Annotated in this window: 23 protein-coding genes, 1 pseudogene and 1 riboswitch; of the genes and pseudogenes, 8 read left to right on the top strand and 16 right to left on the bottom strand. The window is 41.6% G+C overall.

Translation table 11 applies throughout. From position 1 onward, the window contains the following. The first annotated feature begins 298 nt into the window (after nt 1–298). The 5 genes from JIG37_RS01305 to serA all read left to right on the top strand — a co-directional run bounded on the left by JIG37_RS01305 (nt 299) and on the right by serA (nt 5,063). Complete coding sequence (locus JIG37_RS01305; RefSeq protein ID WP_054554258.1) at nt 299–1,816, top strand: carboxypeptidase; 1,518 nt, start codon at nt 299–301, stop codon at nt 1,814–1,816. A gap of 118 nt (nt 1,817–1,934) precedes the next feature. Further along, nucleotides 1,935–2,501 (top strand): hypothetical protein, encoded by a 567-nt coding sequence (locus tag JIG37_RS01300; RefSeq protein WP_054554257.1) that lies wholly within the window; start codon nt 1,935–1,937, stop codon nt 2,499–2,501. A gap of 13 nt (nt 2,502–2,514) precedes the next feature. Beyond that, on the top strand, nt 2,515–3,111 hold the full coding sequence (locus JIG37_RS01295) for a 5-formyltetrahydrofolate cyclo-ligase (protein ID WP_054554256.1): 597 nt from the start codon (nt 2,515–2,517) through the stop codon (nt 3,109–3,111). Nucleotides 3,112–3,165: 54 nt separating this feature from the next. After that, nucleotides 3,166–3,819 (top strand): ribose-5-phosphate isomerase RpiA, encoded by a 654-nt coding sequence (gene rpiA, locus JIG37_RS01290; protein WP_054554255.1) that lies wholly within the window; start codon nt 3,166–3,168, stop codon nt 3,817–3,819. A gap of 14 nt (nt 3,820–3,833) precedes the next feature. Further along, nucleotides 3,834–5,063 (top strand): phosphoglycerate dehydrogenase, encoded by a 1,230-nt coding sequence (serA, locus tag JIG37_RS01285; RefSeq protein ID WP_054554254.1) that lies wholly within the window; start codon nt 3,834–3,836, stop codon nt 5,061–5,063. Nucleotides 5,064–5,331: 268 nt separating this feature from the next. Here the strand turns inward: serA and JIG37_RS01280 are convergent, their stop codons facing one another. After that, nucleotides 5,332–5,625 carry a HigA family addiction module antitoxin gene (locus tag JIG37_RS01280; protein WP_054554253.1) on the bottom strand — a complete coding sequence of 98 codons (294 nt, stop codon included), beginning with the start codon at nt 5,623–5,625 and terminating at the stop codon, nt 5,332–5,334. Beyond that, on the bottom strand, nt 5,625–5,903 hold the full coding sequence (locus JIG37_RS01275; protein ID WP_199528445.1) for a type II toxin-antitoxin system RelE/ParE family toxin: 279 nt from the start codon (nt 5,901–5,903) through the stop codon (nt 5,625–5,627). Before JIG37_RS01275 ends, JIG37_RS01280 begins: the two co-directional genes overlap by 1 nt. Nucleotides 5,904–6,217: 314 nt before the next feature. On the opposite strand from JIG37_RS01275, the gene JIG37_RS01270 reads away from it, so the two are divergent. After that, on the top strand, nt 6,218–7,012 hold the full coding sequence (locus JIG37_RS01270) for a DUF3800 domain-containing protein (RefSeq protein WP_199528441.1): 795 nt from the start codon (nt 6,218–6,220) through the stop codon (nt 7,010–7,012). A gap of 91 nt (nt 7,013–7,103) precedes the next feature. On the opposite strand, the gene JIG37_RS01265 is transcribed toward JIG37_RS01270, so the two are convergent. Then, on the bottom strand, nt 7,104–8,039 hold the full coding sequence (locus JIG37_RS01265; protein WP_138601795.1) for a mechanosensitive ion channel family protein: 936 nt from the start codon (nt 8,037–8,039) through the stop codon (nt 7,104–7,106). Nucleotides 8,040–8,156: 117 nt separating this feature from the next. Further along, nucleotides 8,157–8,936, bottom strand: a complete 780-nt coding sequence (gene yaaA / locus JIG37_RS01260; RefSeq protein ID WP_062566697.1) for a peroxide stress protein YaaA — start codon at nt 8,934–8,936, stop codon at nt 8,157–8,159. A gap of 222 nt (nt 8,937–9,158) precedes the next feature. On the opposite strand from yaaA, the gene tal reads away from it, so the two are divergent. Continuing rightward, a complete protein-coding gene (gene tal, locus JIG37_RS01255; protein WP_054554248.1) occupies nt 9,159–10,109 on the top strand; it encodes a transaldolase in 951 nt (316 codons plus the stop codon). Between the two features lie 186 nt (nt 10,110–10,295). After that, a complete protein-coding gene (locus JIG37_RS01250; protein ID WP_054554247.1) occupies nt 10,296–10,484 on the top strand; it encodes a DUF3545 family protein in 189 nt (62 codons plus the stop codon). Here the strand turns inward: JIG37_RS01250 and ung are convergent, their stop codons facing one another. The 12 genes and pseudogenes from ung to JIG37_RS01190 form a co-directional block, all read right to left on the bottom strand. Then, nucleotides 10,485–11,177, bottom strand: a complete 693-nt coding sequence (gene ung, locus JIG37_RS01245; RefSeq protein WP_199528439.1) for a uracil-DNA glycosylase — start codon at nt 11,175–11,177, stop codon at nt 10,485–10,487. It lies immediately after the preceding gene. Further along, entirely contained in the window at nt 11,174–12,031 is an 858-nt protein-coding gene (locus JIG37_RS01240; RefSeq protein WP_199528437.1) for a cobalamin-binding protein, read from the bottom strand. Before JIG37_RS01240 ends, ung begins: the two co-directional genes overlap by 4 nt. Before the next feature lies 1 nt (nt 12,032). Then, on the bottom strand, nt 12,033–12,632 hold the full coding sequence (gene cobO, locus JIG37_RS01235; protein WP_199528435.1) for a cob(I)yrinic acid a,c-diamide adenosyltransferase: 600 nt from the start codon (nt 12,630–12,632) through the stop codon (nt 12,033–12,035). A gap of 9 nt (nt 12,633–12,641) precedes the next feature. Further along, entirely contained in the window at nt 12,642–14,126 is a 1,485-nt protein-coding gene (locus JIG37_RS01230; protein ID WP_199528443.1) for a cobyric acid synthase, read from the bottom strand. Continuing rightward, on the bottom strand, nt 14,126–14,653 hold the full coding sequence (gene cobU, locus JIG37_RS01225) for a bifunctional adenosylcobinamide kinase/adenosylcobinamide-phosphate guanylyltransferase (RefSeq protein ID WP_054554242.1): 528 nt from the start codon (nt 14,651–14,653) through the stop codon (nt 14,126–14,128). Before cobU ends, JIG37_RS01230 begins: the two co-directional genes overlap by 1 nt. Beyond that, nucleotides 14,650–15,504: an adenosylcobinamide-GDP ribazoletransferase gene (locus JIG37_RS01220; protein ID WP_228482653.1), complete on the bottom strand. Its 855-nt coding sequence runs from the start codon at nt 15,502–15,504 to the stop codon at nt 14,650–14,652. Before JIG37_RS01220 ends, cobU begins: the two co-directional genes overlap by 4 nt. After that, nucleotides 15,458–16,519, bottom strand: coding sequence for a nicotinate-nucleotide--dimethylbenzimidazole phosphoribosyltransferase (cobT, locus tag JIG37_RS01215; protein WP_199528433.1), 1,062 nt, complete (start codon nt 16,517–16,519; stop codon nt 15,458–15,460). Before cobT ends, JIG37_RS01220 begins: the two co-directional genes overlap by 47 nt. A gap of 3 nt (nt 16,520–16,522) precedes the next feature. Further along, a complete protein-coding gene (locus tag JIG37_RS01210) occupies nt 16,523–17,512 on the bottom strand; it encodes an iron ABC transporter permease (RefSeq protein WP_152967167.1) in 990 nt (329 codons plus the stop codon). Then, nucleotides 17,505–18,335 carry an ABC transporter ATP-binding protein gene (locus JIG37_RS01205; protein ID WP_199528431.1) on the bottom strand — a complete coding sequence of 277 codons (831 nt, stop codon included), beginning with the start codon at nt 18,333–18,335 and terminating at the stop codon, nt 17,505–17,507. The genes JIG37_RS01210 and JIG37_RS01205 overlap by 8 nt, the downstream gene beginning before the upstream one ends. An 80-nt stretch (nt 18,336–18,415) precedes the next feature. Continuing rightward, nucleotides 18,416–18,554: riboswitch (cobalamin riboswitch) on the bottom strand. Between the two features lie 12 nt (nt 18,555–18,566). Continuing rightward, the gene (locus tag JIG37_RS01200; RefSeq protein ID WP_199528430.1) at nt 18,567–19,184 is read right to left on the bottom strand and encodes a histidine phosphatase family protein; all 618 of its coding nucleotides are present in this window, start codon (nt 19,182–19,184) and stop codon (nt 18,567–18,569) included. An 84-nt stretch (nt 19,185–19,268) separates the two neighbouring features. Next, nucleotides 19,269–19,697, bottom strand: a complete 429-nt coding sequence (locus tag JIG37_RS01195) for an FKBP-type peptidyl-prolyl cis-trans isomerase (protein WP_199528429.1) — start codon at nt 19,695–19,697, stop codon at nt 19,269–19,271. A gap of 216 nt (nt 19,698–19,913) precedes the next feature. After that, nucleotides 19,914–21,084: pseudogene (locus JIG37_RS01190) on the bottom strand (IS3 family transposase). Nucleotides 21,085–21,317: the final 233 nt, after the last annotated feature.

The following is a 21,317-nucleotide window of genomic DNA, read 5'->3' as shown; positions in this document are numbered from 1 at the left end:
TTAAAAGGGACTGCCATTGTTGCAAAGTAACGCCTTGATATTAAGCACCTGTGAAACGCTGAATTCTGCATCTTGAGGTGGTTTGGGTATACCATTTATAAACTTGCTCAATATACGCCATTTTTTAATCTAGCTAAATATTTAACCAAGCTATCTTTACTAAAAAGTGCACTTTTTTGTAACTCACCTTGCATTTCTTCTTTTATTTAACAGCTAATATTGGTGACTAGTCTCATTAGTTTGTCATCGAGTTGGCTTTACTTTTTAATAGCTGCAATTCGAATAATAAGGAATCAACATGAAACTTGTTAGTTTTATTGGCTTGTCAGTGACAGCATTAACACTGGCCTTCAGTACTCCAAGCTTTGCTGATAATGGACGTCGTATTGACGTTGACAGTAAAGTGGTGACAGAACACAAAGCCCGCATTAATGGTGAGCGCTTTTCATATACCGCAACCACAGGGACACAACCAGTTTGGAATGAGCAAGGCGATGCGGTTGCAACGCTACAATATACTTATTATACCCGCGACAAAGTAGACGATAGAACAAAACGCCCTTTAGTCTTTTCGTTCAATGGTGGCCCAGGTTCTGCGTCAGTATGGATGCACCTTGCCTATACTGGACCGCGTGTATTAAAAATTGATGACGAAGGCTACCCTGTTCAACCTTATGGCGTAAAAGATAATCCTTACTCAATTTTAGACGTGGCTGATATTGTTTATATCAACCCTGTTAACACCGGTTATTCACGTGTTCTTGAAAACGAAAAAGGTGAGCTACCAAGTAAATCAGATCAACAAAAAATGTTCTTTGGTGTTAACGCTGACATCAAATACTTAGCAGAGTGGCTAAATACCTTTGTTTCTCGCAACGAGCGCTGGCGCTCTCCTAAATTTTTAATTGGTGAGAGCTATGGTACGACTCGTGTATCTGGCCTTGCTCACGAATTACAAAATCGCCAATGGATGTACATCAACGGTGTTATTTTAGTATCACCAACTGAGATTGGTATTAAGCGCGAAGGCCCTGTAGAAGCTGCTAACCGCCTACCTTACTTTGCTGCAACCGCTTGGTACCACAAAGCACTTAGCGCAGACTTACAAGCAAAAGACTTAGACGAGTTACTCCCTGAAGTTGAACAGTTCACCGTGAATAAGTTCTTACCTGCAATTGCTAAAGGTGGTTTCTTACCTGCTGATGAAAAGCGTGCCATTATCAAGCAAGCGGCAAAATACGCAGGTTTATCTGAAAAGTTTGTTGAGCAAAATAACCTTGATATCCCAAATAACTTCTTCTGGAAAGAGCTATTGCGCGAGCGCGGCCAAACTGTAGGCCGTTTAGATTCTCGCTATTTAGGTATCGACAAACGTGATGCAGGTGAGTCACCTGATTACTGGGCTGAGCTTACTTCATGGTTACACTCATTCACGCCAGCGATTAACTATTACCTACGTGAAGAGCTTAACTACAAAACCGATATCAAATATAACCTATTTGGTAATGTTCACCCTTGGGATCGCTCAGGCAACAACACAGGTGAAAACTTACGTTTAGCAATGGCACAAAACCCATACTTAAACGTGATGATTCAATCTGGCTACTACGACGGTGCAACAAACTACTTTGATGCTAAATACACAATGTGGCAGTTAGATCCTAGTGGCAAAATGAAAGAGCGCTTAAGCTTTAAAGGCTACCGCAGTGGTCACATGATGTATTTACGTCATGCTGATTTAGAGTCATCAAATAACGACTTACGTGATTTCATCCTGAAATCTCTACCAGCCGAAGGCAAAGCAGCAAAATACTAAACAGCGTATTTGCAAATCCATAATAGAAAAAGCCCGTTTTATACGGGCTTTTGTTTTTCCACTAATCTTTTTGGGTATATACTCAAGTCATTGATTTAAGGATTTGGATAATCAGCAAATGGCAGAAAAATTTCGCGTAATGTTTGCAGGGCTCGAAGCCGGTGTCGACCAAGCACAAGCAACAGAGCAACTAGCTGCAAAACTAAAAACAACAACAGACAAAGTTGCAACCCTGTTTGAGCATAAGCCATTATTTGCACCAAGCGAGCAAGATAAAGCACTAAAACAAGCAAAATTACTCGCAAGTGTTGGCATTAAAGCCAAGCTCCAACCGATAAACCAAGCAGCCACCAGCAACCAATCAAGCAATACAGATGCACAGACCAAAGAGCGTGAAGAACGTATTTTTGATGCCCTCGATTACATCACCAGTAGCCTTATTCGTCTAGAAGAAAAACTTGATGACTTAGAGCAACGTTTACCTGAGCTTGAAAATAACAGCGTTGCTGATAGTGACGATAGCTGGCAAGAAGATGACTTGCTACTTGAAGACGAATTAACAGAGCCCGTTAAAAAACGCTCAAACACCCTACTCTATTCGCTTATTGCCATGGTCATAGTGTTATTGATCATTTTGGGTGTAGTGGAGCTTTTTCCTGAACTTTTCTCCTTTTTAGAAAGTTAACACTAATATTGACATGAGCAACACACGAGCAGAAATCAGACAATCTATTCGAAAAAAGCGCAATTCACTGACTGTTGAACAACAAAAAAATGCAGCCATTGCGCTAAAAGTGAATTTTACTCAACACTTAAAATCACTAAAAACACCTAAAAATGTCCATATCGGCATTTATTTTAGCAATGATGGCGAATTAGACACCTCATTGTTAATTAAAGAATTATGGAAGCAAGAGCAGCATTTATATCTGCCTATAATTCACCCCTTTAATGGCACAACTTTATACTTTCAGAGGTATGAAGAAAATTCACCCATGACTGCAAACCGCTATGGTATCTTGGAGCCCAAGTTAAATTGCAGTCAAATATGTCCTTTAGATAAGCTTGATATTTTACTTATGCCATTAGTGGCATTTGATGATCAAGGTAACCGTTTAGGAATGGGCGGTGGGTTTTATGACAAAACGTTGGCTCGGTATTACCAAGAAAACTGGCAAAAACCGATTTTGATAGGCCTTGCCCATCAATGTCAGCATGTTTCAGCATTGCCAATTGAATCGTGGGATGTACCGTTAAAACACATTATAACCCCAGAGAAAATCTACCAATGGTAAGCAAACTGTTTGTATACTATAGGCCCTCTCTGACAGCTAACTGAGCACATAATTATGACGCAAGATGAATTAAAAAAAGCCGCTGCCTGGGCAGCCCTAGAGTTTGTAAATGAAAATACCATTGTTGGCGTAGGTACAGGCTCTACAGTGAATCACTTTATTGATGCACTTGATACAGTAAAAGACACCATTACTGGTGCGGTTTCAAGCTCTGAGGCTTCAACTGAAAAGTTAAAAGCACTGGGTATTGAAGTATTCGAACTAAACGATGTATCAAGCCTTGATGTGTATGTTGATGGCGCAGACGAAATCAACCCACACAATGAGATGATCAAAGGCGGTGGTGCAGCCCTGACACGCGAGAAAATCGTTTCAGCGGTAGCAAAACAATTTGTTTGTATTGTTGATGAATCTAAAGAAGTTACAACATTAGGCGCATTTCCACTACCGGTTGAAGTGATCCCAATGGCACGCAGCTATGTAGCGCGTGAACTAGTAAAACTAGGCGGTGACCCTGTTTACCGTGAAGGTGTTGTAACAGATAACGGTAACGTCATTTTAGATGTGCACAATTTAGATATCAGCAACGCCAAAGAATTAGAACTAACAATCAACCAGATTGTTGGTGTAGTAACAAACGGCTTGTTTGCCCATCGCGGTGCAGATAAAGTCATTATCGGCACCAAAAACGGGCCGCAAATAAAGTAAATAGGAATGAGGATATGAGTAAGGTATCGTTAGCAAAAGACAAAATTAAAATTCTCTTGCTGGAAGGCGTGCACCAAAGTGCTGTAGAAACGCTTAAGCGTAATGGCTACAGTAATATTGATTACGTAAAAACATCCTTACCTGAAGACGAGCTCATTGAGCGCATCAAAGATGTGCACTTTGTAGGCCTTCGTTCTCGCACTCATATTAATGAAGCGGTATTAGAAGCAGCTGAAAAGCTAGTCGCAATCGGCTGCTTCTGTATCGGTACTAACCAAGTAGACCTGCAAGGTGCTCGTGAGCGTGGTATTGCGGTATTTAACGCACCATTCTCAAACACCCGCTCTGTTGCAGAATTAGTGCTTGGTGAAATCTTATTATTACTTCGTGGTATTCCAGAACGTAATGCCCTAGCGCACCGCGGAGGTTGGTTAAAATCAGCCAACGGCTCATTTGAAGCTCGTGGTAAAACCTTAGGTATTATTGGTTACGGCCACATTGGTACACAGCTAGGTATCATGGCTGAAAATATCGGCATGAACGTTGAGTTTTACGATATCGAAGACAAGCTAACACTGGGTAATGCAACGCAAGTTCATAACCTAACTCAGTTACTACAACGTGCTGACGTTATTAGCTTACACGTACCAGAAACACCACAAACGAAGAACCTAATTGGTATGGCTGAGCTTGAAGTAATGAAGCAAGGCGCCATCTTGATCAATGCTTCTCGCGGCACTGTTGTTGATATTGACGCTCTAGCAGAATCACTGCGTGATAAAAAGCTGAGCGGCGCTGCAATCGACGTGTTCCCTGTAGAACCAAAATCAAATGATGAAGAGTTCGTATCACCGCTACGCGAGTTCGATAACGTGATTTTGACTCCGCATATTGGTGGTTCAACACAAGAAGCACAAGAAAATATCGGTATTGAAGTAGCGGGCAAACTTGCTAAGTACTCAGATAATGGTTCAACCATTACGGCGGTTAACTTCCCTGAAGTGTCACTGCCTGAACTTGCAAACCGCAGCCGCTTATTACACGTACACCACAACCGCCCAGGTGTTCTAACGCAAATTAACCAAGCGTTTGCACAGCACGGCATTAATATCGCAGCCCAGTACTTACAAACTGATGAATCAATTGGTTACGTAGTAATTGATGTAGATACAGACCAATCAGAAGTCGCTCTTAAAGAGCTAAGTGCTGTTGAAGGGACTATCAGAGCACGTATCCTTCACTAATCATTGGTATACCGAATAAATAAAAAAGCGCAACCAGTTAAACTGCTTGCGCTTTTTTTGTAGGACAAAACTTTAAGGTAGGTTGGTTTGAGCGCAGCGAAACCCAACACGGGAACCCAGCTTTAAACCGTAAATTTCAAGCTCTAAGCCATAAATAGCTTACCGTAGGCGTGAAATTTATTTTGCGCGATGTCTTATTTCTTATAAATAACACACAAGAAATTTCAGGTGAACAGCCAAAGTAGCAGCAAGCTTGTGATTATTCTCATTACGCTACTGCAAAACTAATAGGGTGTACCTTGGTTAGGTTAACGTTTTGTTTAGCTTGCCAAAGATTGTAATTATCCTGCATCGATAGCCAACTTTCAGGGCTTCTACCCAAAGCCTTAGATAATCTTAATGCCATTTCAGGAGTAATAGAGCTCTGCCCCTTAAGGACTCTGTTAAGAGTTGAAGGTGAGACATCCAACTGTTTCGCGACAAATCTACAGCTGTAACCGAAAGGCTCCATATATACATCGGAAATAAATTCACCCGGATGCGGTGGATTATGCATAGTCATTAGTGATAATCCTCGTAGTTTAATATGTAGGCGTTACCATCTTTAAATTCAAATGTTACTCGCCAATTACCATTTACAGTTATTGACCAAACACCATCACGATTGCCTTTTAATGGATGCAACTTAAACCCAGGTAAATCGATATCTTCAATAATCGAAGCGGTATCTATAGCGGCTAGTTGCAATCTCAAACGACGCTCGTGTTTGGCTTGAATCCCTGCTTTGCTTCCAGTCTCGAAGAACTTTTTCAAGCCTTTATGTTTGAATGTCTTGATCATTGCTAAAGTGTAGCGTGTTGCGCAACAGGTGTCCATTTAAAATGTAACCCCCTTACTTAGGGGGAATAGCCTGTGAGTTAAAATTTGAAGCAAAGCAAAAACCAGCACGTTAATTAAAAGCTTTAAACCGTAAATTTTAAGCGCTAAGTCAGATACGGTTCACCGTAGGCGTAAAATTCATTTCGCGCGAACATCAGCTACGAAGATAACTTTCCGGTAGTAATTCCTTAGTTAATTTGTTAAAAATGTTTTTATTATTCATTTGTACAATTTATAAACAACCAAATTGTTGAGAGTCAAAAGGAATTTGAGTCATGGATGAAATATTTGCATTTGCCGATGAAAGTGGAACCTCAAAAGGATGTCCCTGCTACACGATAGGTATAATTGCCATTCCCAAGCACTACTTCGCTGAATTCAATCAAAAAATTTCTGACATTTACGATAAAAGTGGTCTACAAGGTGAAATAAAATGGGAAAAAGTTAGGAAAAGTGCTGGTCAGATAAATTTATGTATAGATATACTGAGATTCATATTAACCAGTCCTGTTTCATTTCATGCTATAGCAGTATATAAGCAACCATATAGAAAGTGGCATAGCAATGAGGAGACAGCTTTTTACACGACTTATGATTTCCTCATCCGTGAGAGTAGCCGTTCGAAAAATGCAAAAATAACTGTTTTTGCAGATCAAAAATCTAGCTCTTATTCAAAACAAAATGAAGTAATGCAGATAGTAACAAATCATATGTTAGCGAAGCTGCCAACATCTTCAAAAGTACATCATGTTGCAATGGAAGATTCTAAATATCACTGGGGCTTACAAACAGTAGACATATTAACTGGCGCAGTTAACAGTAGTTATCAATTGTTTTTTAATCCTTCGGCACAAATGCAGCTAGCTAAGAAAATAGCTATAAGTAAAATGGCAAGTATTCTAGGTTGGGATTCTCTTGCATACGATACAATGCCGAACAATGACTTTAATATTTGGCATTTCCCTCCGGAAACGAGAGCTATACCTGCAACAAAGCAAGTTATACCAAACTTTTCAATAGCTAGTATAAGTAGAGAGGAGTTTGAGTATTATATGAGAAATAACAAATAACTTTACTTTAATTACTAATCACTTTCTTTGCGAATGAACTCCACCTCAAACACACTTCCCTGTGTAAATCACGCCGATGAGTCAGTAAATTTTACTTATCGGTTTGCGGTGCCTCAGCGTCTTTATCTTGCTGTTTTTCGCTTATCATGGCATTTAATTTCTCGCCGCCTTTGATGCCAAAATCTAACGTGCGGATTGGGAATGGGATGGTCATGTCAGCTTCGCTTAGAGCGTTTCTAACAGCCACAACAGCCTTGTGACGAACGGTCATGAAATCCGCTTCGCCGGGGTATTTAATCCAAAACCAAACTAGTAAGTTAACGCTGCTATCACCAAAGCTTTCGGCGTAAACTGCGGTTTCTTCTTGTTTGATCACAAAATCAAACTCATTGATTTTTTTAACAATCACCTCAGCAGCTTGCTCGGGGTCATCTGCATACGAAATTCCCACTGGCACTTCGATACGACGCACACCTAAGGTACTGTAGTTACTGAGTATATTTCTAAATAGAATCTTGTTAGGCACTAAGATAAGTTGCCCATAAAAGTTCTCAATGAGGGTGTTTCTAAGGTTAATCGCCCGTACAGTACCAAACACGCTTTCAGTGCGAATTACATCCCCTGTTTTAAATGGTTTGCGAATACCCATAGCAATACCCGCTATAAGGTTCTCTGTCATGTCCTGAAAGGCAAAACCAATTGCAAGGCCTACGATACCCGCACCAGCTAGTAATGAGGTGACCGTGCCTCTGAGGCCCAAGAAGTCAAGGGCTACAAATAAGCCTACGCATAACACGATGACTTTTACTATCGATGACATTAAGTCTGCGATTTGCGAAGACTCTAACGAACGGCGTAATAGCTTTCTAAGCATTGAGCCAACGATACGCGCCAGCAGTGAAAACACGATAGTAATGATTACTGCAACAATAAAGTTAGGGATATGGCTTATGATGATATCAACCCAGCCACCGAGCTTTTCTTCTATAAGTTTTTCGGCTTCACCGACGGTTGGTATTTTTAACATGCGACTACCTGATACATTAAGAAACATAAAAGGTGTTTTGCAAAATAAGCGCCAGTTTCATACAAGCACAAAAAAGCCGTGCTTAGCACGGCTCTTCTAATTCATTTTACTAAAAGTTTAGTTCTGCTCTTCTCGTAAGAAAACAGGCTCTAATTCTTTTGCTGTTGCATCGCTGCTAAAGTAATAACCAGCAACAGTAAAATCTTTTAAATCACTTAATTGGGTGATTTTATTTTCAATGATGTAACGCGCCATCATGCCGCGGGCTTTTTTCGCATAAAAGCTGATCACTTTATATTGGCCGTTTTTACAGTCTTTAAAATGTGGGGTGATGATTTGTGCATTTAATGCTTTTTTATCAACCGCTTTAAAATACTCATTCGAAGCAAGGTTTACCAAGTATTTGCTATCTTGCTCAGCAAGCACTGTATTTAGCTTTTCGGCGATAACACTGCCCCAAAACTCATATAAGTTTTTACCGCGTGGGTTTTCTAACTTAGTACCCATTTCAAGGCGGTAAGCTTGCATTAAATCTAATGGTTTAAGCACACCATAAAGACCAGACAAAATACGTAAGTGCGACTGTGCGTAATCAAGATCAGCATCGCTTAGAGTTTGCGCATCTAAGCCACCGTATACATCACCATTAAAGGCTAGCACGGCTTGTTTTGCATTGTCTTGCGTAAATGGCTGTGACCACTCGGCGAAACGTGCCGCATTCAAACCAGCTAGTTTATCGCTGATTTTCATTAGGCTACCAATTTGCGCTGGTGTTAAATCACGGCAAACTGACATTAACTCTTCGCTGTGCTCGAGTAATTCAGGTTGAGTGAATTTATCGGTCGTGGCTGGTGTTTCGTAATCTAAATTTTTTGCAGGTGAAATAACAGTGATCATACTTAGCTATTGACTTGTAATTTGTTTGATGTCAATTTCAACATTAATTGAATCAAAATGCACGTTTTGTTTCGTCCTGCCTTTATCCGCTGTTCTTTTCATACATAATGTTCTAGTTTTCTGTATTAAGGACATTTGACCTATTAAACACTGTCATAGTGTTGCAGCATAAAGGCCGCTATAATGGATTTTTTTTTAACTTGCTTGGAATGAGGAAAGCAAATGACTTCAGCACTACAAAGGCTTAAACAGCATTCATCTATTGTTGCAGATACAGGTGATATCGAAGCTATCAAAAAGCACCAACCAGAAGATGCAACAACAAACCCATCTCTACTTTTAAAAGCCAGTGAAATTGAAGCGTATAAGCCTTATTTAGATAAAGCGTGGCAATATGCCAAAGAAACCGAGCAAGATGCAGCTAAACAACTTGAGTTAGCATGTGATTACTTTGCTGTATTAATTGGTAAAGAAATTAGCGAAATCGTACCGGGCTATATCTCTACAGAGGTAGACGCACGTTTATCATTTGATACCCAAGCGACTATTGACAAAGCACATACGTTACTGAGCCTTTACGAAAAAGAGGGTGTTAGCAAAGATAAAATCCTAATCAAAGTTGCATCAACTTGGGAAGGTATCAAAGCAGCTGAGCAGCTTGAAAAAGAAGGCACTAAGTGTAACTTAACGCTGTTATTCTCTGAAGCACAAGCACGCGCATGTGCCGATGCGAATGTATTTTTAATTTCACCATTCGTTGGCCGTATCTTAGACTGGCACGTTGCTAACGGCATGGAAAAACCAACAGATCCGCTAAACGATCCGGGTGTGCAATCTGTACGTAGCATTTACGAATTTTACAAACGCCACGATTACAAAACGGTTGTTATGGGCGCAAGCTTCCGTAACACAGGCGAGATCATCGCACTGACTGGCTGTGATAAGTTAACGATTAGCCCTGCTCTTTTAGAAGAGTTAGGCCAATTGACGGATGCACAAGAGTACCTACTAGAGAGCGACTTTACTGTTGAAGAAAAACCAGCACCACTAACTGAAGGCCAGTTCCGCTGGTTACATAACCAAGATGCTATGGCAACAGAAAAACTTGCTGAGGGTATTCGTTCTTTTGCTCAAGCACAGCTTGAATTAGAAGCACGCTTTAAAGCAATGTAATTTAAATTACAGTATTTTTTAAAACGCCACCGCTAGGTGGCGTTTTTGTTTCTAAAAAACCACCTTCTTTGATCTATTCATCTATCAATCACAGTTCTGTAACAGTATTGTCACTTTTTTATTCTATTTTTGAGCAGCCTGTGGTATAGGTATTTCCGAGGTTCAAAAAATCAATAGGAGAAGTTCATGGATAGCCTAGACGATATTTTAGAAATATTAGAAGGTCCTAGTACAACAAAAAAGACCTCTACAAAAAATAAAAAGAGAAAATGGCGCGAAATCGAAGCGTTGAAAGACAAGCATAGACTTCGCAAAGAACTACAGGAGTTAGACTATTTCACAGACAGCGTTGAGCTTGATGAATTAGACTTTTAATTAAAGGCCCGTAAGGGCCTTTTGCATTTGCGGCAACGACCAATTTACTGGTGCTTTATTTTGATCAGTAAGCAGCTGGTTTGTCTTTGAAAAATGCTGACAACCAAAAAAGCCACGATGTGCAGAAAGCGGTGATGGATGCGGGCCTTGGATCACATGATGACGCGAGGTATCAATGTGTTTACCTTTTTTCTGAGCATGTGCGCCCCATAACACAAACACCACACCGTCACAGTGCTGATTGATAAGCGCAATTACTGCATTAGTAAACTTTTCCCAGCCAAGATGCTTATGAGAATGAGCTTGCCCTTGCTCAACCGTTAATACTGTGTTGAGTAAGAACACGCCTTGTTCGGCCCAGCTTTGCAAATAGCCATGATGAGGTATCTCAAAACCTTCTATATCAGTAGCCAACTCTTTATACATATTTTTCAAAGACGGGGGCAGCTTTTTAACTTCTGGTAATACCGAAAAGCACAAACCATGGGCTTGCCCTTCTCCGTGGTAAGGATCTTGCCCTAAAATAACCACCTTAACTTCATTCAAAGGGGTAGCATCAAAAGCTGAGAATACCTGTTCGTCTTTGGGATAAACGGTAACGCCTGCTGCGCGTCTATCGGCCACATATTGTAAGGTTTCTTGCATGTAGGGCTTAGCAAGCTCAGTATCTAGAAATGTTTGCCAATCGTTCATTTTGAAGCCTGTATTTGCTGACGAGAAACGTCTATTTTACCACACATGTCGGTCAAACCATCAAGCATACGGATTGTAAAACGGTGCAATAAGTCTGCGTTTACACTAATAAACTGGTTATGTTGCACTGCTGGCAATTCAGGCCATTGTCGCCAATCAATTTTAGGCTGAGGCTTTTTTGATTTTTCATCTGGAATAATCACGACCTCTGGATTGGCAACCAATACATTTTCAATACTAATGCGCGGGTAGTCTGTATCACTATTAGCAAACACATTATCCGCATGACAAATAGTTAATAGCTGATTGATCCAAGTATTTCCGCCAACTGTCATCATTGGCTCAGGCCATAATTGATAAAACACCGACACTTTCGGTTTGCCTTCCTGCGCTGTACGAATAGCGTTGAGTTTAGTTTCAAACTGTTTGGCTACTTTATTTGCCTTGGTTTGCAAATGCGTAAGCGTGCCTAGTTTACGTAGTTCATCTGCCACATTATCAACCTGATTTGGATTGCTGTACGCTACCGGAATACCTAACTTTTCAATGTAAGCGAGATCTTCAGCTTTGTTACCCGTTTTCCAAGCCAGAACTAGGTCTGGTTTTAACGACAACAGCTTTTCCATGTTAATTCCGTAATAGCCGCCTACTCGTTCGATATCATTCGCTTGCTGAGGAAAGTCTGCATAGTCAACGGTACCGACAATGCGCTCTCCAGCACCAATCGCAAACAGGTTTTCAACGATATGTGGGGCTAAGGCAACAATACGTTGAGGCTCTTTTATTTCATAAGCCTGAGCCAATGTTGGTAAATAAAATAAAACACTTACGAGTGCAAACTTAATGGTTCTCATGTTAATAATCGAACCCTTTTTGTGCTTTTATTCCTGCATCAAAAGCGTGTTTTACGTTTCTGACTTCACTGACTGTATCAGCTAAGTCGGTTAGTTTTCGGTGTGCACCACGACCTGTAATAATCACCGATTGCATAGCAGGGCGAGAGCTAACGGCTTCTAGTACTTCGTCTAAATCAATATAGCCGTAGGTAATCATATAGGTTATTTCATCTAGCATAACGAGGTTAATCGACTCATCCTTCAACATTCTTTTCGCTTCTTGCCATGTCACTTGCGCAGCAGCTGTATCTGACTCTTTATTTTGTGTTTCCCAAGTAAAACCGGTGTTCATAATAACAAATTCAACCCCTGCTTTTTCGAGTAGGTTACGCTCACCACACTCCCATGTACCTTTAATAAACTGACACACAGCGGATTTCATTCCGTGACCTACCGCACGTGCAACAGTACCAAAACCAGAAGTCGATTTACCCTTACCGTTGCCAGTAATAACCTGAAAAATACCCTGCTCTTTTTGTGCAGCAGCAATCCGTTCGTCGACTTTTTCTTTTACTTTTTGCTGGCGTTGTTGGTGCTTATCTTGATTCTGTTCGCTCATTGTTGTTCCTTATGTCTCTAAATTGAAGTTCTCATAAATATTGATGATTTGTTCAATATCGAGATTCTCTGCTACTACACTAGCTAAACGGCTTAACTGCTGTTCACGGTTTAAGTTAATATCAATTGGCTTAATTTGGCTCTTTGCTGCAAGCCAAGTTATTAGCTCAGATACGCCCTCAGGGGTATCGAACAAGCCATGTAAGTAAGTACCTGCTACTTGGTTATCATCACTAATAAAACCATCTACTTTGAATCCACTTGGGTGATCATTAAAGCTCAAAAATGGCTTTTCAAGTGCCGGCCCTTGGCTGATTCCGGCGTGAATTTCATAACCAGATATTGCTTTATCGCTATTGTTTAAATGAAGAGTACCAGAGACTTGGCTTAGTACTTTTTGTTGCCCTAATTGCGTTTCAAAGTCAGCAAGCCCAAGCCCTTTTGAACTGCCTAAATTAGATTCCACAGCATGTGGATCAGTAAGGTAGTTGCCTAACATTTGCAGCCCACCACATATTCCGAGCACTTTACCGCCATAACGCAGGTGACGTGTTATTTGTTTATGCCAACCTTCATTTTTTAAAAACACTAAATCGCTGAGTACATTTTTACTGCCCGGAATAATAATCAGATCAACACTTGGAATAGCCTGGGTATGACGTACATACTGTAAATCAATTTCTGGTTGTAATCGCAATGCATCGAAGTCTGTGTGATTACTAATATGAGGAAGTAGCAACACGGCTATGCGTAATTGCGGTTTATCTACCTGATTAGTTATAGCAACGGCATCTTCAGCATCGAGTGCTAAGTCATGTAAATAAGGTAACACCCCAAGCACTGGCTTATTGGTGTATTGCTCTAACCAATCAAGGCCTCCTTGCAATAACGCAATATCACCACGAAAACGGTTAATCACAAAGCCTTTAACGCGCGCTTGCTCCGACTCAGACAACAAGGCTAACGTTCCGACTAAATGAGCAAACACGCCGCCTTTATCGATATCGGCAATGATGATCACCGGGCAATCAACCGCCTCAGCGTAACCCATATTAGCAATGTCGTTTTCGCGCAGGTTAATTTCTGCTGGGCTCCCTGCACCTTCAACAACCAGTAATTCAAAACGTTCACTTAAACGCTGCTGCGAAGTAAGAACTGCATCCATCGCCACTTTTTTGTAGTCGTGATAATTGCCAGCTTCCATATTCGACAGCGCTTTACCATGAACGATTACCTGCGCCCCGGTATCGCTGTTAGGTTTTAATAAGATAGGGTTAAAATCGACTTCTGCGGGGACTTTTGCCGCTACTGCTTGCAAAGCTTGTGCGCGACCTATTTCGCCACCATCTTCGGTTACGGCGCTATTTAACGCCATATTTTGTGGCTTAAAAGGCGCAACCTTAATGCCTCGATTAGCAAAGATCCGGCAAAGTGCTGCTACAAGAGTACTTTTACCTGCATCTGAGGTCGTGCCTTGCACCATTAATGTTTTCATCATTGTTCTCTTTTTAAGGTTTGTGCAAGACCTGCAATCACAAACTCAACACGTGCAACTTGCTGTGCTAAGGCTTGATGCAACCAACCTGAATGATCAACAAACTGACGGCTTAATTCACCGAGCGGCACAATACCATGACCCACTTCATTACTGACAAAAATCACCTCACCCGGCAATTGCGATAGCACATCGAGTAAGGCCGCTTTTTGCTCAAGCCAAAATGCTTCACCCTGCTGGCATAAGCAATTACTCAACCATAGGGTTAAACAGTCCACTAAAATACAGTTTTCAGCATGGCTATATTGTTGTAGTGCTTTAGCCAAATACAAAGGCTCTTCGACAAGCTGCCAATGCTTAGCGCGCTCTGCTTGATGCCTATTAATTCGGGCTGTCATTTCTTCATCACCCGCATTGGCTGTGGCAATATAGATAAGCGGCTTGTTTGAATCTGTTGCCAGCTGCTCAGCAAAACGGCTTTTACCGCTGCGAGCACCGCCTAAAATTAAAGTATGTTGTTGGCTCATAATAAACTCACCAAGCAAAGGTAAGTAACAAGCTCAGATACTTGCTGGGCTGCCCCTAAGCAATCGCCGGTGTAGCCAGATAACTGTTTTTCAAACCAGCGCTTTAATAGTAAGCGAGTAACACAAAGCACACTGATGAGTATTAATAATTGCCCTAAAGTAAAGCCAAAAAACAACCATGCAATTGCTAACACCGCACCGCCAGTTGCTAGCAGTATTTGATAACTCTGCGTGCTTAAATGCATCGCAATGGGTTTTACTTTAGATGTGGCGTCCTGACTTACATAGTCCATGTCTGCAATTAAACTTGTTGCTACAACCCGACTTAAGCTTTGCCCTAAAACAAGTGCAATAATCACAGTACTGGTTACTTCACTAAGTGCGACGAGTGTTTGGTACTTAATTAATAAGGCCATCACAAGCGCCGCAGCACCATAGGTACCTAAGCGACTATCTTTCATAATGCTCAGCTTATCTGCTACTTGCCAACCACCACCAAAGCCATCCCAGACATCTGCAAGGCCATCTTCATGGAATGCCCCTGTGATTATCAAGCTAAACGCCATAACTAACGCGACTGCAATGGCTGCAGGGAATAACCAACTTAGCAGTAAAAAGATCAGCGCTAAAAGTACACCTAATATTACACCGACCAATGCAAAATAGCGGCTGGCCTGATTGAGTGCCTGACTCGATACTGCAAAGTTTAATTTAACGGGTATCCGCGTTAAAAAACTAAGCGCCAGTAAAAATAGTTGAAGCTGACTTGGGGTAGAGTCAGAAGTGTGTTGTTCAGCGCTCATATCAGACAACTTGCTCAACATTGGCATCGGCAAAACTTGCCATGTCATTGTAAAATGCCAAAGATGCTTGCAGTAAAGGTAAGGCAAGCGCAGCCCCGGTGCCCTCTCCTAATCTTAAATCAAGCTGCAATAAAGGCGATGCGTGCAAGGCATTGAGCATTGCTTTATGCCCTTGCTCATCTGAGGCATGAGCAAATAACATATAATCGCGAGCGTTTGCATTAATGCGAGTTGCAACAAGCGCCGCTGCGGTACAAATAAAGCCATCCACGATCACCGCTATACCAAGCTCGGCAGCAGCTAAAATGGCACCGGTGATCTGTACAATTTCAAAACCGCCTAATGCAGCGAGCGTCATTAGTGGCTCATCAAAGTGAGCTTTATGTAATTGAAGGGCTTGCTCGACAACCTTGATTTTTTTAGCAACAACCTCGTCACTCACACCTGTGCCTTTACCAACACATTGGCTGGCAGGTAACGACAACAAGGCAGCCATTAATGCCGCAGCACTTGTGGTATTGCCAATACCCATCTCACCAAAGGCGATGGTATTACAACCTTGCTCATAGAGTGAATGAACTCGCTGTTTGGCTAACTCAAACCCTTTTTTAACCTGATTAAGAGACATAGCCATTTCAGTATTCAGTGGTGCAGTGATTTCACCTAAACGCTGGTTATGCACACTTTTATCGTGTGAAGTATTGAGAGTTCCTGCATCCACAACTTCCAGCTGCCAGCCCAACTGACGACAAAACACGTTGACAGCTGCGCCTCCTGCTGCAAAGTTTGCCACCATTTGTGATGTAACGCTGCTAGGAGCAATTGACACGCCTTGGCTTGCCACACCATGATCGCCTGCAAATACAACTAGAGAAGGGTTTGAAATAACCGGTTTAAAGGCAACTAGCGCCTGCTCACTATCAAGCTGCTTTGAAAAAATAAGCGTTAATTGTTTGGCACAACTTTCAAGCTGACCTAAAGCGCCTAGCGGCTTTGTTTTAAGGTCTATTTTTTGTTGAATTACAGCTGAAAATTGCTGATCAATAGGCATGATATTAAACATTAGCTACCTGCTCTGTTTACGAAAATAAAGTAAGAATAAAAAGAACACACTACCGATAGCGGCTGTGATCACACCAACAGGTAGTTCTTGGTTATTCAATAGGGTTCGGCATAACACATCGACCCACACCATAAAAATGCCACCGACCAAGGAGGTCATAACTAAGTTATGGCTGCTGCCTTGCGGCGAAAAGTAGCGCACAATATGTGGGATCATCAGGCCGACAAAGCCAACGCCACCACACATAGCAACAAGCACCGCTGTTATTAATGAACTTAGCAGTAGCATCATGATCCGAAAGCGTTGTACATGAATCCCCAAAGTCGCTGCACTTTCATCACCAAGCAGCATCGCATTTAGCTGACGACGAAATGCAATCATCAAAGTCATACAGGCAATAATAACGGCAAACGGCAGCCAAAGAGTGTCCCACTGAGCACGAGAAAAACTGCCCATCGTCCAAAACAAGATAGCGGTGATGGCTTGTGGATCGCTAAAATAAAGCAGCAGACTAGTCAGAGCACTAAATAAGAAAGATAAAGCAACACCAGCGAGTAACATGGCTTCAACTTGGCCAACATGGCGACGCCCTGCAATAGCAATAAGCAACAGCATAGAAAGTAAGCTTCCGGCAAATGCTGCAACTGACATACTAAAGCCAAAACTCACACCGGTTAGGGCTATAAAGCACACCACACCAAATGAAGCCCCAGAAGAAATACCAAACAAGTAAGGGTCAGCAAGCGGGTTTCGGGTTACGGTCTGCAAAATTAATCCTGCAAGAGCCAGCCCAGAACCTGCTAAAAATGCCAGCATTGTTCTGGGCATACGTAACTGCCAAATAATACGCTGCACAAATTCATCGCTACCTTGGCTAAACAAACCATTAAAAACATCACTCAGTGGCGTATTTGCAGCACCAAAGCTCAATGCTAAAAAACAACTAATAAGCCCTACGACAACACAGATACTTAAACGCATTGCATCAGTCATGTTGATGCTCCTGTGTCTGATAGCCATAAAAATAAGTGATGTGCGGAATAAACTTATCAGTGCTTGATTGAGGGTGAGCAGATACCGCTGCGCAGACGCCAAATACATCGCTCAACAACTGCTCAGTAAGCACCACTTTTGGTTGCCCCTGACAAACCAAGCGCCCCTCATCAATCACCAGTAATTCATCACATAAACTCGCTGCGAGATTTAAGTCATGAAACGAGGCAAGCACAGTCACATCGAGGGACTTTGCTAACTCCATTATTTGAATTTGATATTTAACATCAAGGTGGCTGGTAGGCTCATCCATGATGAGCAACTTAGGTTGTTGTACGATAGAGCGTGCAATAAGCGCTCTTTGCTTTTCGCCACCTGAGAGCGAATCAAATGCTTGCTCACTATGATGAGACAAACCAACCTGCTCTATAGCTTGATATATTCGCTGCTTATCATTGGCAGACGTGCCGCTGAAAAGTCGCTTATGAGGTGTTAAGCCTAAACTCACCACATCGAACAAAGACAAATTAAACTGCGATGGAGACTCTTGTAAAACCACTGCAACCTGCTTTGCATATTCATCAGCACTGATTTGCCAAATATCTTGACCGCTTAGCAGCACAACCCCTTGCTGAGGTTTCAAGTAACGATAAAGGCAACGCAGCAAGCTTGATTTACCCGCACCATTAGGGCCGAGTAGACCGATAAACTGCCCTGCTTTTAACTCAAGGTTAATTGATTTAAGTATAGTTTTATTCGCAGTACCCCAACTTAAATCAGACACTGATATTAATGGCGCAGCGCTAAGGCTATTTTGTTGCAAGCTTATTCTCTCTTGGCGAGTAATTGCAACGCACAAGAAAGCACTGGTAAGTACCAGAAAATGACGTGAGTTGACCCGCTCGATGATTAATTGTTAGTGCTAAGTATCTGGCTGACCATTATTTAGATGGATTACAGTTGCGGGAACAGCTGGAGAATTTCACTCCATTCCATAGCATATGAGTATTATGGCGGGCTAAGTAAATAATTCAATGAATATCGCTCTAGATGGCTAAAAAACAATTTTAGGCCAAGCCTGTCCTTGTTCATCTATATATACATCGAGTGTAATAAGCCCCGCATAAGGAAGATGAAAAACATTTAAATGCGTGGCTGATTGTTTTGGCATCTGACAAACAATAGCGAGAATTTGTTTGATCACTCCAGCATGACTAATTACCAATGACTGTTCATGCTTAGATTCACATAGTGATTGTAAAAATGTTTGCCACCATGCCTCTACCCGGGCGTAAAAGTCTGCCATAGATTCACCATTTGGTACTTTTACTTGCCATGGGTGCTGCCAAAAATCACCAATATGAGGCTTACTCGTTTGCTGCCAAAGCTGTTGGTAGTCTTGGCCATCCCAATCACCAAAATTAAACTCTTTTAGCGCGTTATAATAGTGTACATGCAGTGAGTGTTGATTTGCTAAATAATCAGCGTGAACTGAGCAACGCTTGAGCGGAGAGCTATATATGGCATTTAAATGTATGAGCTCGGCAGAAGCTTGGCGCATTTGTTCAAGGCCTCGCTCAGATAAACCGACATCGATTTGCCCAGAAAGAATTCCGGGCCTAGCGATTTCACCATGGCGAAGAAAGTAAACTCGTGAAGTAAATGCGTCCATAATGTTCCTCAGTAAACCAATAGTGAACGTTAACGCGTTTTAAGTCCTCTGTCGACTTATGCTAAGGGACTCATCCGAAGAGAGTTAAGCTAAACGCATTAAACGAACGTCAAAATGTAGCACAGCATTTGCGCCAATCTTGCCACCGTTACCTTTTTTACCCCAAGCAAGCTCTGGAGGGATCACAAATTCATAGCGAGAACCGATATTCATTAATAACAAACCTTCTCTTAACCCTTCTATAGCTTCGGATAAAGCGAACACTTCGGGCATACCCGCTTTATAACTGTCGGCAATAACACTGCCATCAGCAAGCATAATACGTTGATTAATAACCACTGTATCAAACTCTGTTACTCGCTCCCCTTCAACTTCATCAATCACTTTATACATTAAGCCCGACGGACATAGATGTGTATCTGGATGCGATGAGAACTTAGCAATAAATGCTTCACTATTTTTACGATTTAAACCTGAAGAACCTTTTGACTTGGTCGTTTTCTTACGAGACACAGCAAACCTTAATTGTATTACAAATATAAAACGCTTTATCGCATAACAAGGTAGGGGAAGCAAGTTTGCGAGAGTAAAGTTGCAAGTTAGAAAGGGAAAAGTTTGAGGATCTGGCGTAGGTTGGGTAGAGCACAGCGAAACCCAACACAGAGCTATCAGCTTTCAGCCGTCAGCGATCAGCCGCGTGATCTGACCCCGATAAAGTAGACACGGGGTTTAATTAACTTGTTCGTACTGCATGGGACTTTTATACCCTAGGGTGCCATGCCTTCTTACTGAGTTGTAGTATTTTTCAATATAAAAATACGTTTGTGTTGTCATTTCACTACGACTCAGTTCATTTAAATTCTTTATCCACTCCTTTTTATACTGCGCGAAAAAGCTTTCTGAGCACGCATTATCCCAGCAGTTACCTTTTCTAGACATACTCACTGTGACACCTCTATTAGTTAACCACTTCACTGTTTCCTTTGCGACATACTGAGCTCCTTGGTCTGAATGAAAGAGCAAGTTCGAACCATCAGGTTTGCGTGCAGACCATGCTTTTCTCAGGGTTTTAATAACTAACTTGGCGTTGTTTATCCGGCTTGTTACCCAGCCAACAACCTTACGAGAATACAAATCAAGGATGACGCATAAATACTGCCAACCATCTTTACAGCGTACTTGTGTGATATCTGATACCCACACGGTATTTGCTGTATCAACATTAAACTGGCGTCGTAATAAATTACTCGCTTTGATTGTACCTTCTTTCTTCGCGCGACTTGTATAGCGTCTCTTACCTGATTTTGAACGATAGCCAACGCTTTGTAATAGTCTCTGCACACGTCCCTTACTGCAATCAAAGCCATGCGCTACCGCTGCCTCCCAAAGCTTCTATAACCAGGAATGCAGTGCTCTTGGTCGCTGACATGCTTTAGAAATTTCAGTAACGAACTGTTCTCTTTATGGCGTGTGCTAGGTAATTGCTTTAACCATTTATAATACCCAGCCGGCGACACAGATAACCAACTGCACAACTTCTTCACTGTGCGTTTAGCGTCTGTGACCTTGTGGATATATTCGAACCTTATTCTTTTAGGCTGTCGAAGTAGACCTTCGCCTTTTTTAAAACGTCATTCTCCAACTGAGCATCTTCGAGTTGCTTCTCAAGCTTACGAATTTGGCGTTCTAAATCAGCGTATGATTTGTCAGGGCCTTAGTTCTTTAGTGGCTTTGCCGTTTTCTTTTTCGAGGTCATGTGACTTCTCCAACTTGATAGCATGTCAGGATGAATACCGTACTTATTAGCGACCATCTTAACTGTATCTGTGGTGTCTAACGACTCTTGAACGACTTTTATTTTAAATTCGAGGGAATATCTACGCTGTGACTTTACTTTCATGATTACTGACTCCAAAAAGGTGTCTACTTTTATGGAGTCAGATCAGCGCGGTGTGGGTATTTGGGGCAGAGTCTCTTTAAGTAATAAAATCTTGTAGGAGATGTATGGACTCCTCCCCCAAATAGGGTGAGTACGGTATAAAGAGATTGGACAATTACTTTTACCAATAAGGAATCCATACATGTCAAAATTTAACCTAATTAGCATCGACTTGGCAAAAAATGTTTTTCAAG

Origin of the sequence: Pseudoalteromonas sp. bablab_jr010 (genome assembly GCF_016464105.1) — a bacterium.
Classification (GTDB): Bacteria; Pseudomonadota; Gammaproteobacteria; order Enterobacterales; family Alteromonadaceae; genus Pseudoalteromonas; species Pseudoalteromonas simplex.
Note: the sequence above shows the minus strand (reverse complement) of the source record. Positions and strands in the feature narration are given on the sequence as shown.

Bases quoted from the DNA above. Each gene is read 5' to 3' on its own strand.
- JIG37_RS01265 (WP_138601795.1), bottom strand. From the start codon at position 8,039: ATGTTAAAAATACCAACCGTCGGTGAAGCCGAAAAACTTATAGAAGAA.
- ung (WP_199528439.1), bottom strand. From the start codon at position 11,177: ATGAACGATTGGCAAACATTTCTAGATACTGAGCTTGCTAAGCCCTAC.
- rpiA (WP_054554255.1), top strand. From the start codon at position 3,166: ATGACGCAAGATGAATTAAAAAAAGCCGCTGCCTGGGCAGCCCTAGAG.
- JIG37_RS01250 (WP_054554247.1), top strand. From the start codon at position 10,296: ATGGATAGCCTAGACGATATTTTAGAAATATTAGAAGGTCCTAGTACA.
- tal (WP_054554248.1), top strand. From the start codon at position 9,159: ATGACTTCAGCACTACAAAGGCTTAAACAGCATTCATCTATTGTTGCA.
- JIG37_RS01300 (WP_054554257.1), top strand. From the start codon at position 1,935: ATGGCAGAAAAATTTCGCGTAATGTTTGCAGGGCTCGAAGCCGGTGTC.
- JIG37_RS01240 (WP_199528437.1), bottom strand. From the start codon at position 12,031: ATGAGAACCATTAAGTTTGCACTCGTAAGTGTTTTATTTTATTTACCA.
- cobO (WP_199528435.1), bottom strand. From the start codon at position 12,632: ATGAGCGAACAGAATCAAGATAAGCACCAACAACGCCAGCAAAAAGTA.
- JIG37_RS01230 (WP_199528443.1), bottom strand. From the start codon at position 14,126: ATGAAAACATTAATGGTGCAAGGCACGACCTCAGATGCAGGTAAAAGT.
- cobT (WP_199528433.1), bottom strand. From the start codon at position 16,519: ATGTTTAATATCATGCCTATTGATCAGCAATTTTCAGCTGTAATTCAA.
- JIG37_RS01220 (WP_228482653.1), bottom strand. From the start codon at position 15,504: ATGACATGGCAAGTTTTGCCGATGCCAATGTTGAGCAAGTTGTCTGAT.
- JIG37_RS01270 (WP_199528441.1), top strand. From the start codon at position 6,218: ATGGATGAAATATTTGCATTTGCCGATGAAAGTGGAACCTCAAAAGGA.
- yaaA (WP_062566697.1), bottom strand. From the start codon at position 8,936: ATGATCACTGTTATTTCACCTGCAAAAAATTTAGATTACGAAACACCA.
- cobU (WP_054554242.1), bottom strand. From the start codon at position 14,653: ATGAGCCAACAACATACTTTAATTTTAGGCGGTGCTCGCAGCGGTAAA.
- serA (WP_054554254.1), top strand. From the start codon at position 3,834: ATGAGTAAGGTATCGTTAGCAAAAGACAAAATTAAAATTCTCTTGCTG.
- JIG37_RS01280 (WP_054554253.1), bottom strand. From the start codon at position 5,625: ATGACTATGCATAATCCACCGCATCCGGGTGAATTTATTTCCGATGTA.
- JIG37_RS01275 (WP_199528445.1), bottom strand. From the start codon at position 5,903: ATGATCAAGACATTCAAACATAAAGGCTTGAAAAAGTTCTTCGAGACT.
- JIG37_RS01210 (WP_152967167.1), bottom strand. From the start codon at position 17,512: ATGACTGATGCAATGCGTTTAAGTATCTGTGTTGTCGTAGGGCTTATT.
- JIG37_RS01200 (WP_199528430.1), bottom strand. From the start codon at position 19,184: ATGGACGCATTTACTTCACGAGTTTACTTTCTTCGCCATGGTGAAATC.
- JIG37_RS01305 (WP_054554258.1), top strand. From the start codon at position 299: ATGAAACTTGTTAGTTTTATTGGCTTGTCAGTGACAGCATTAACACTG.
- JIG37_RS01295 (WP_054554256.1), top strand. From the start codon at position 2,515: ATGAGCAACACACGAGCAGAAATCAGACAATCTATTCGAAAAAAGCGC.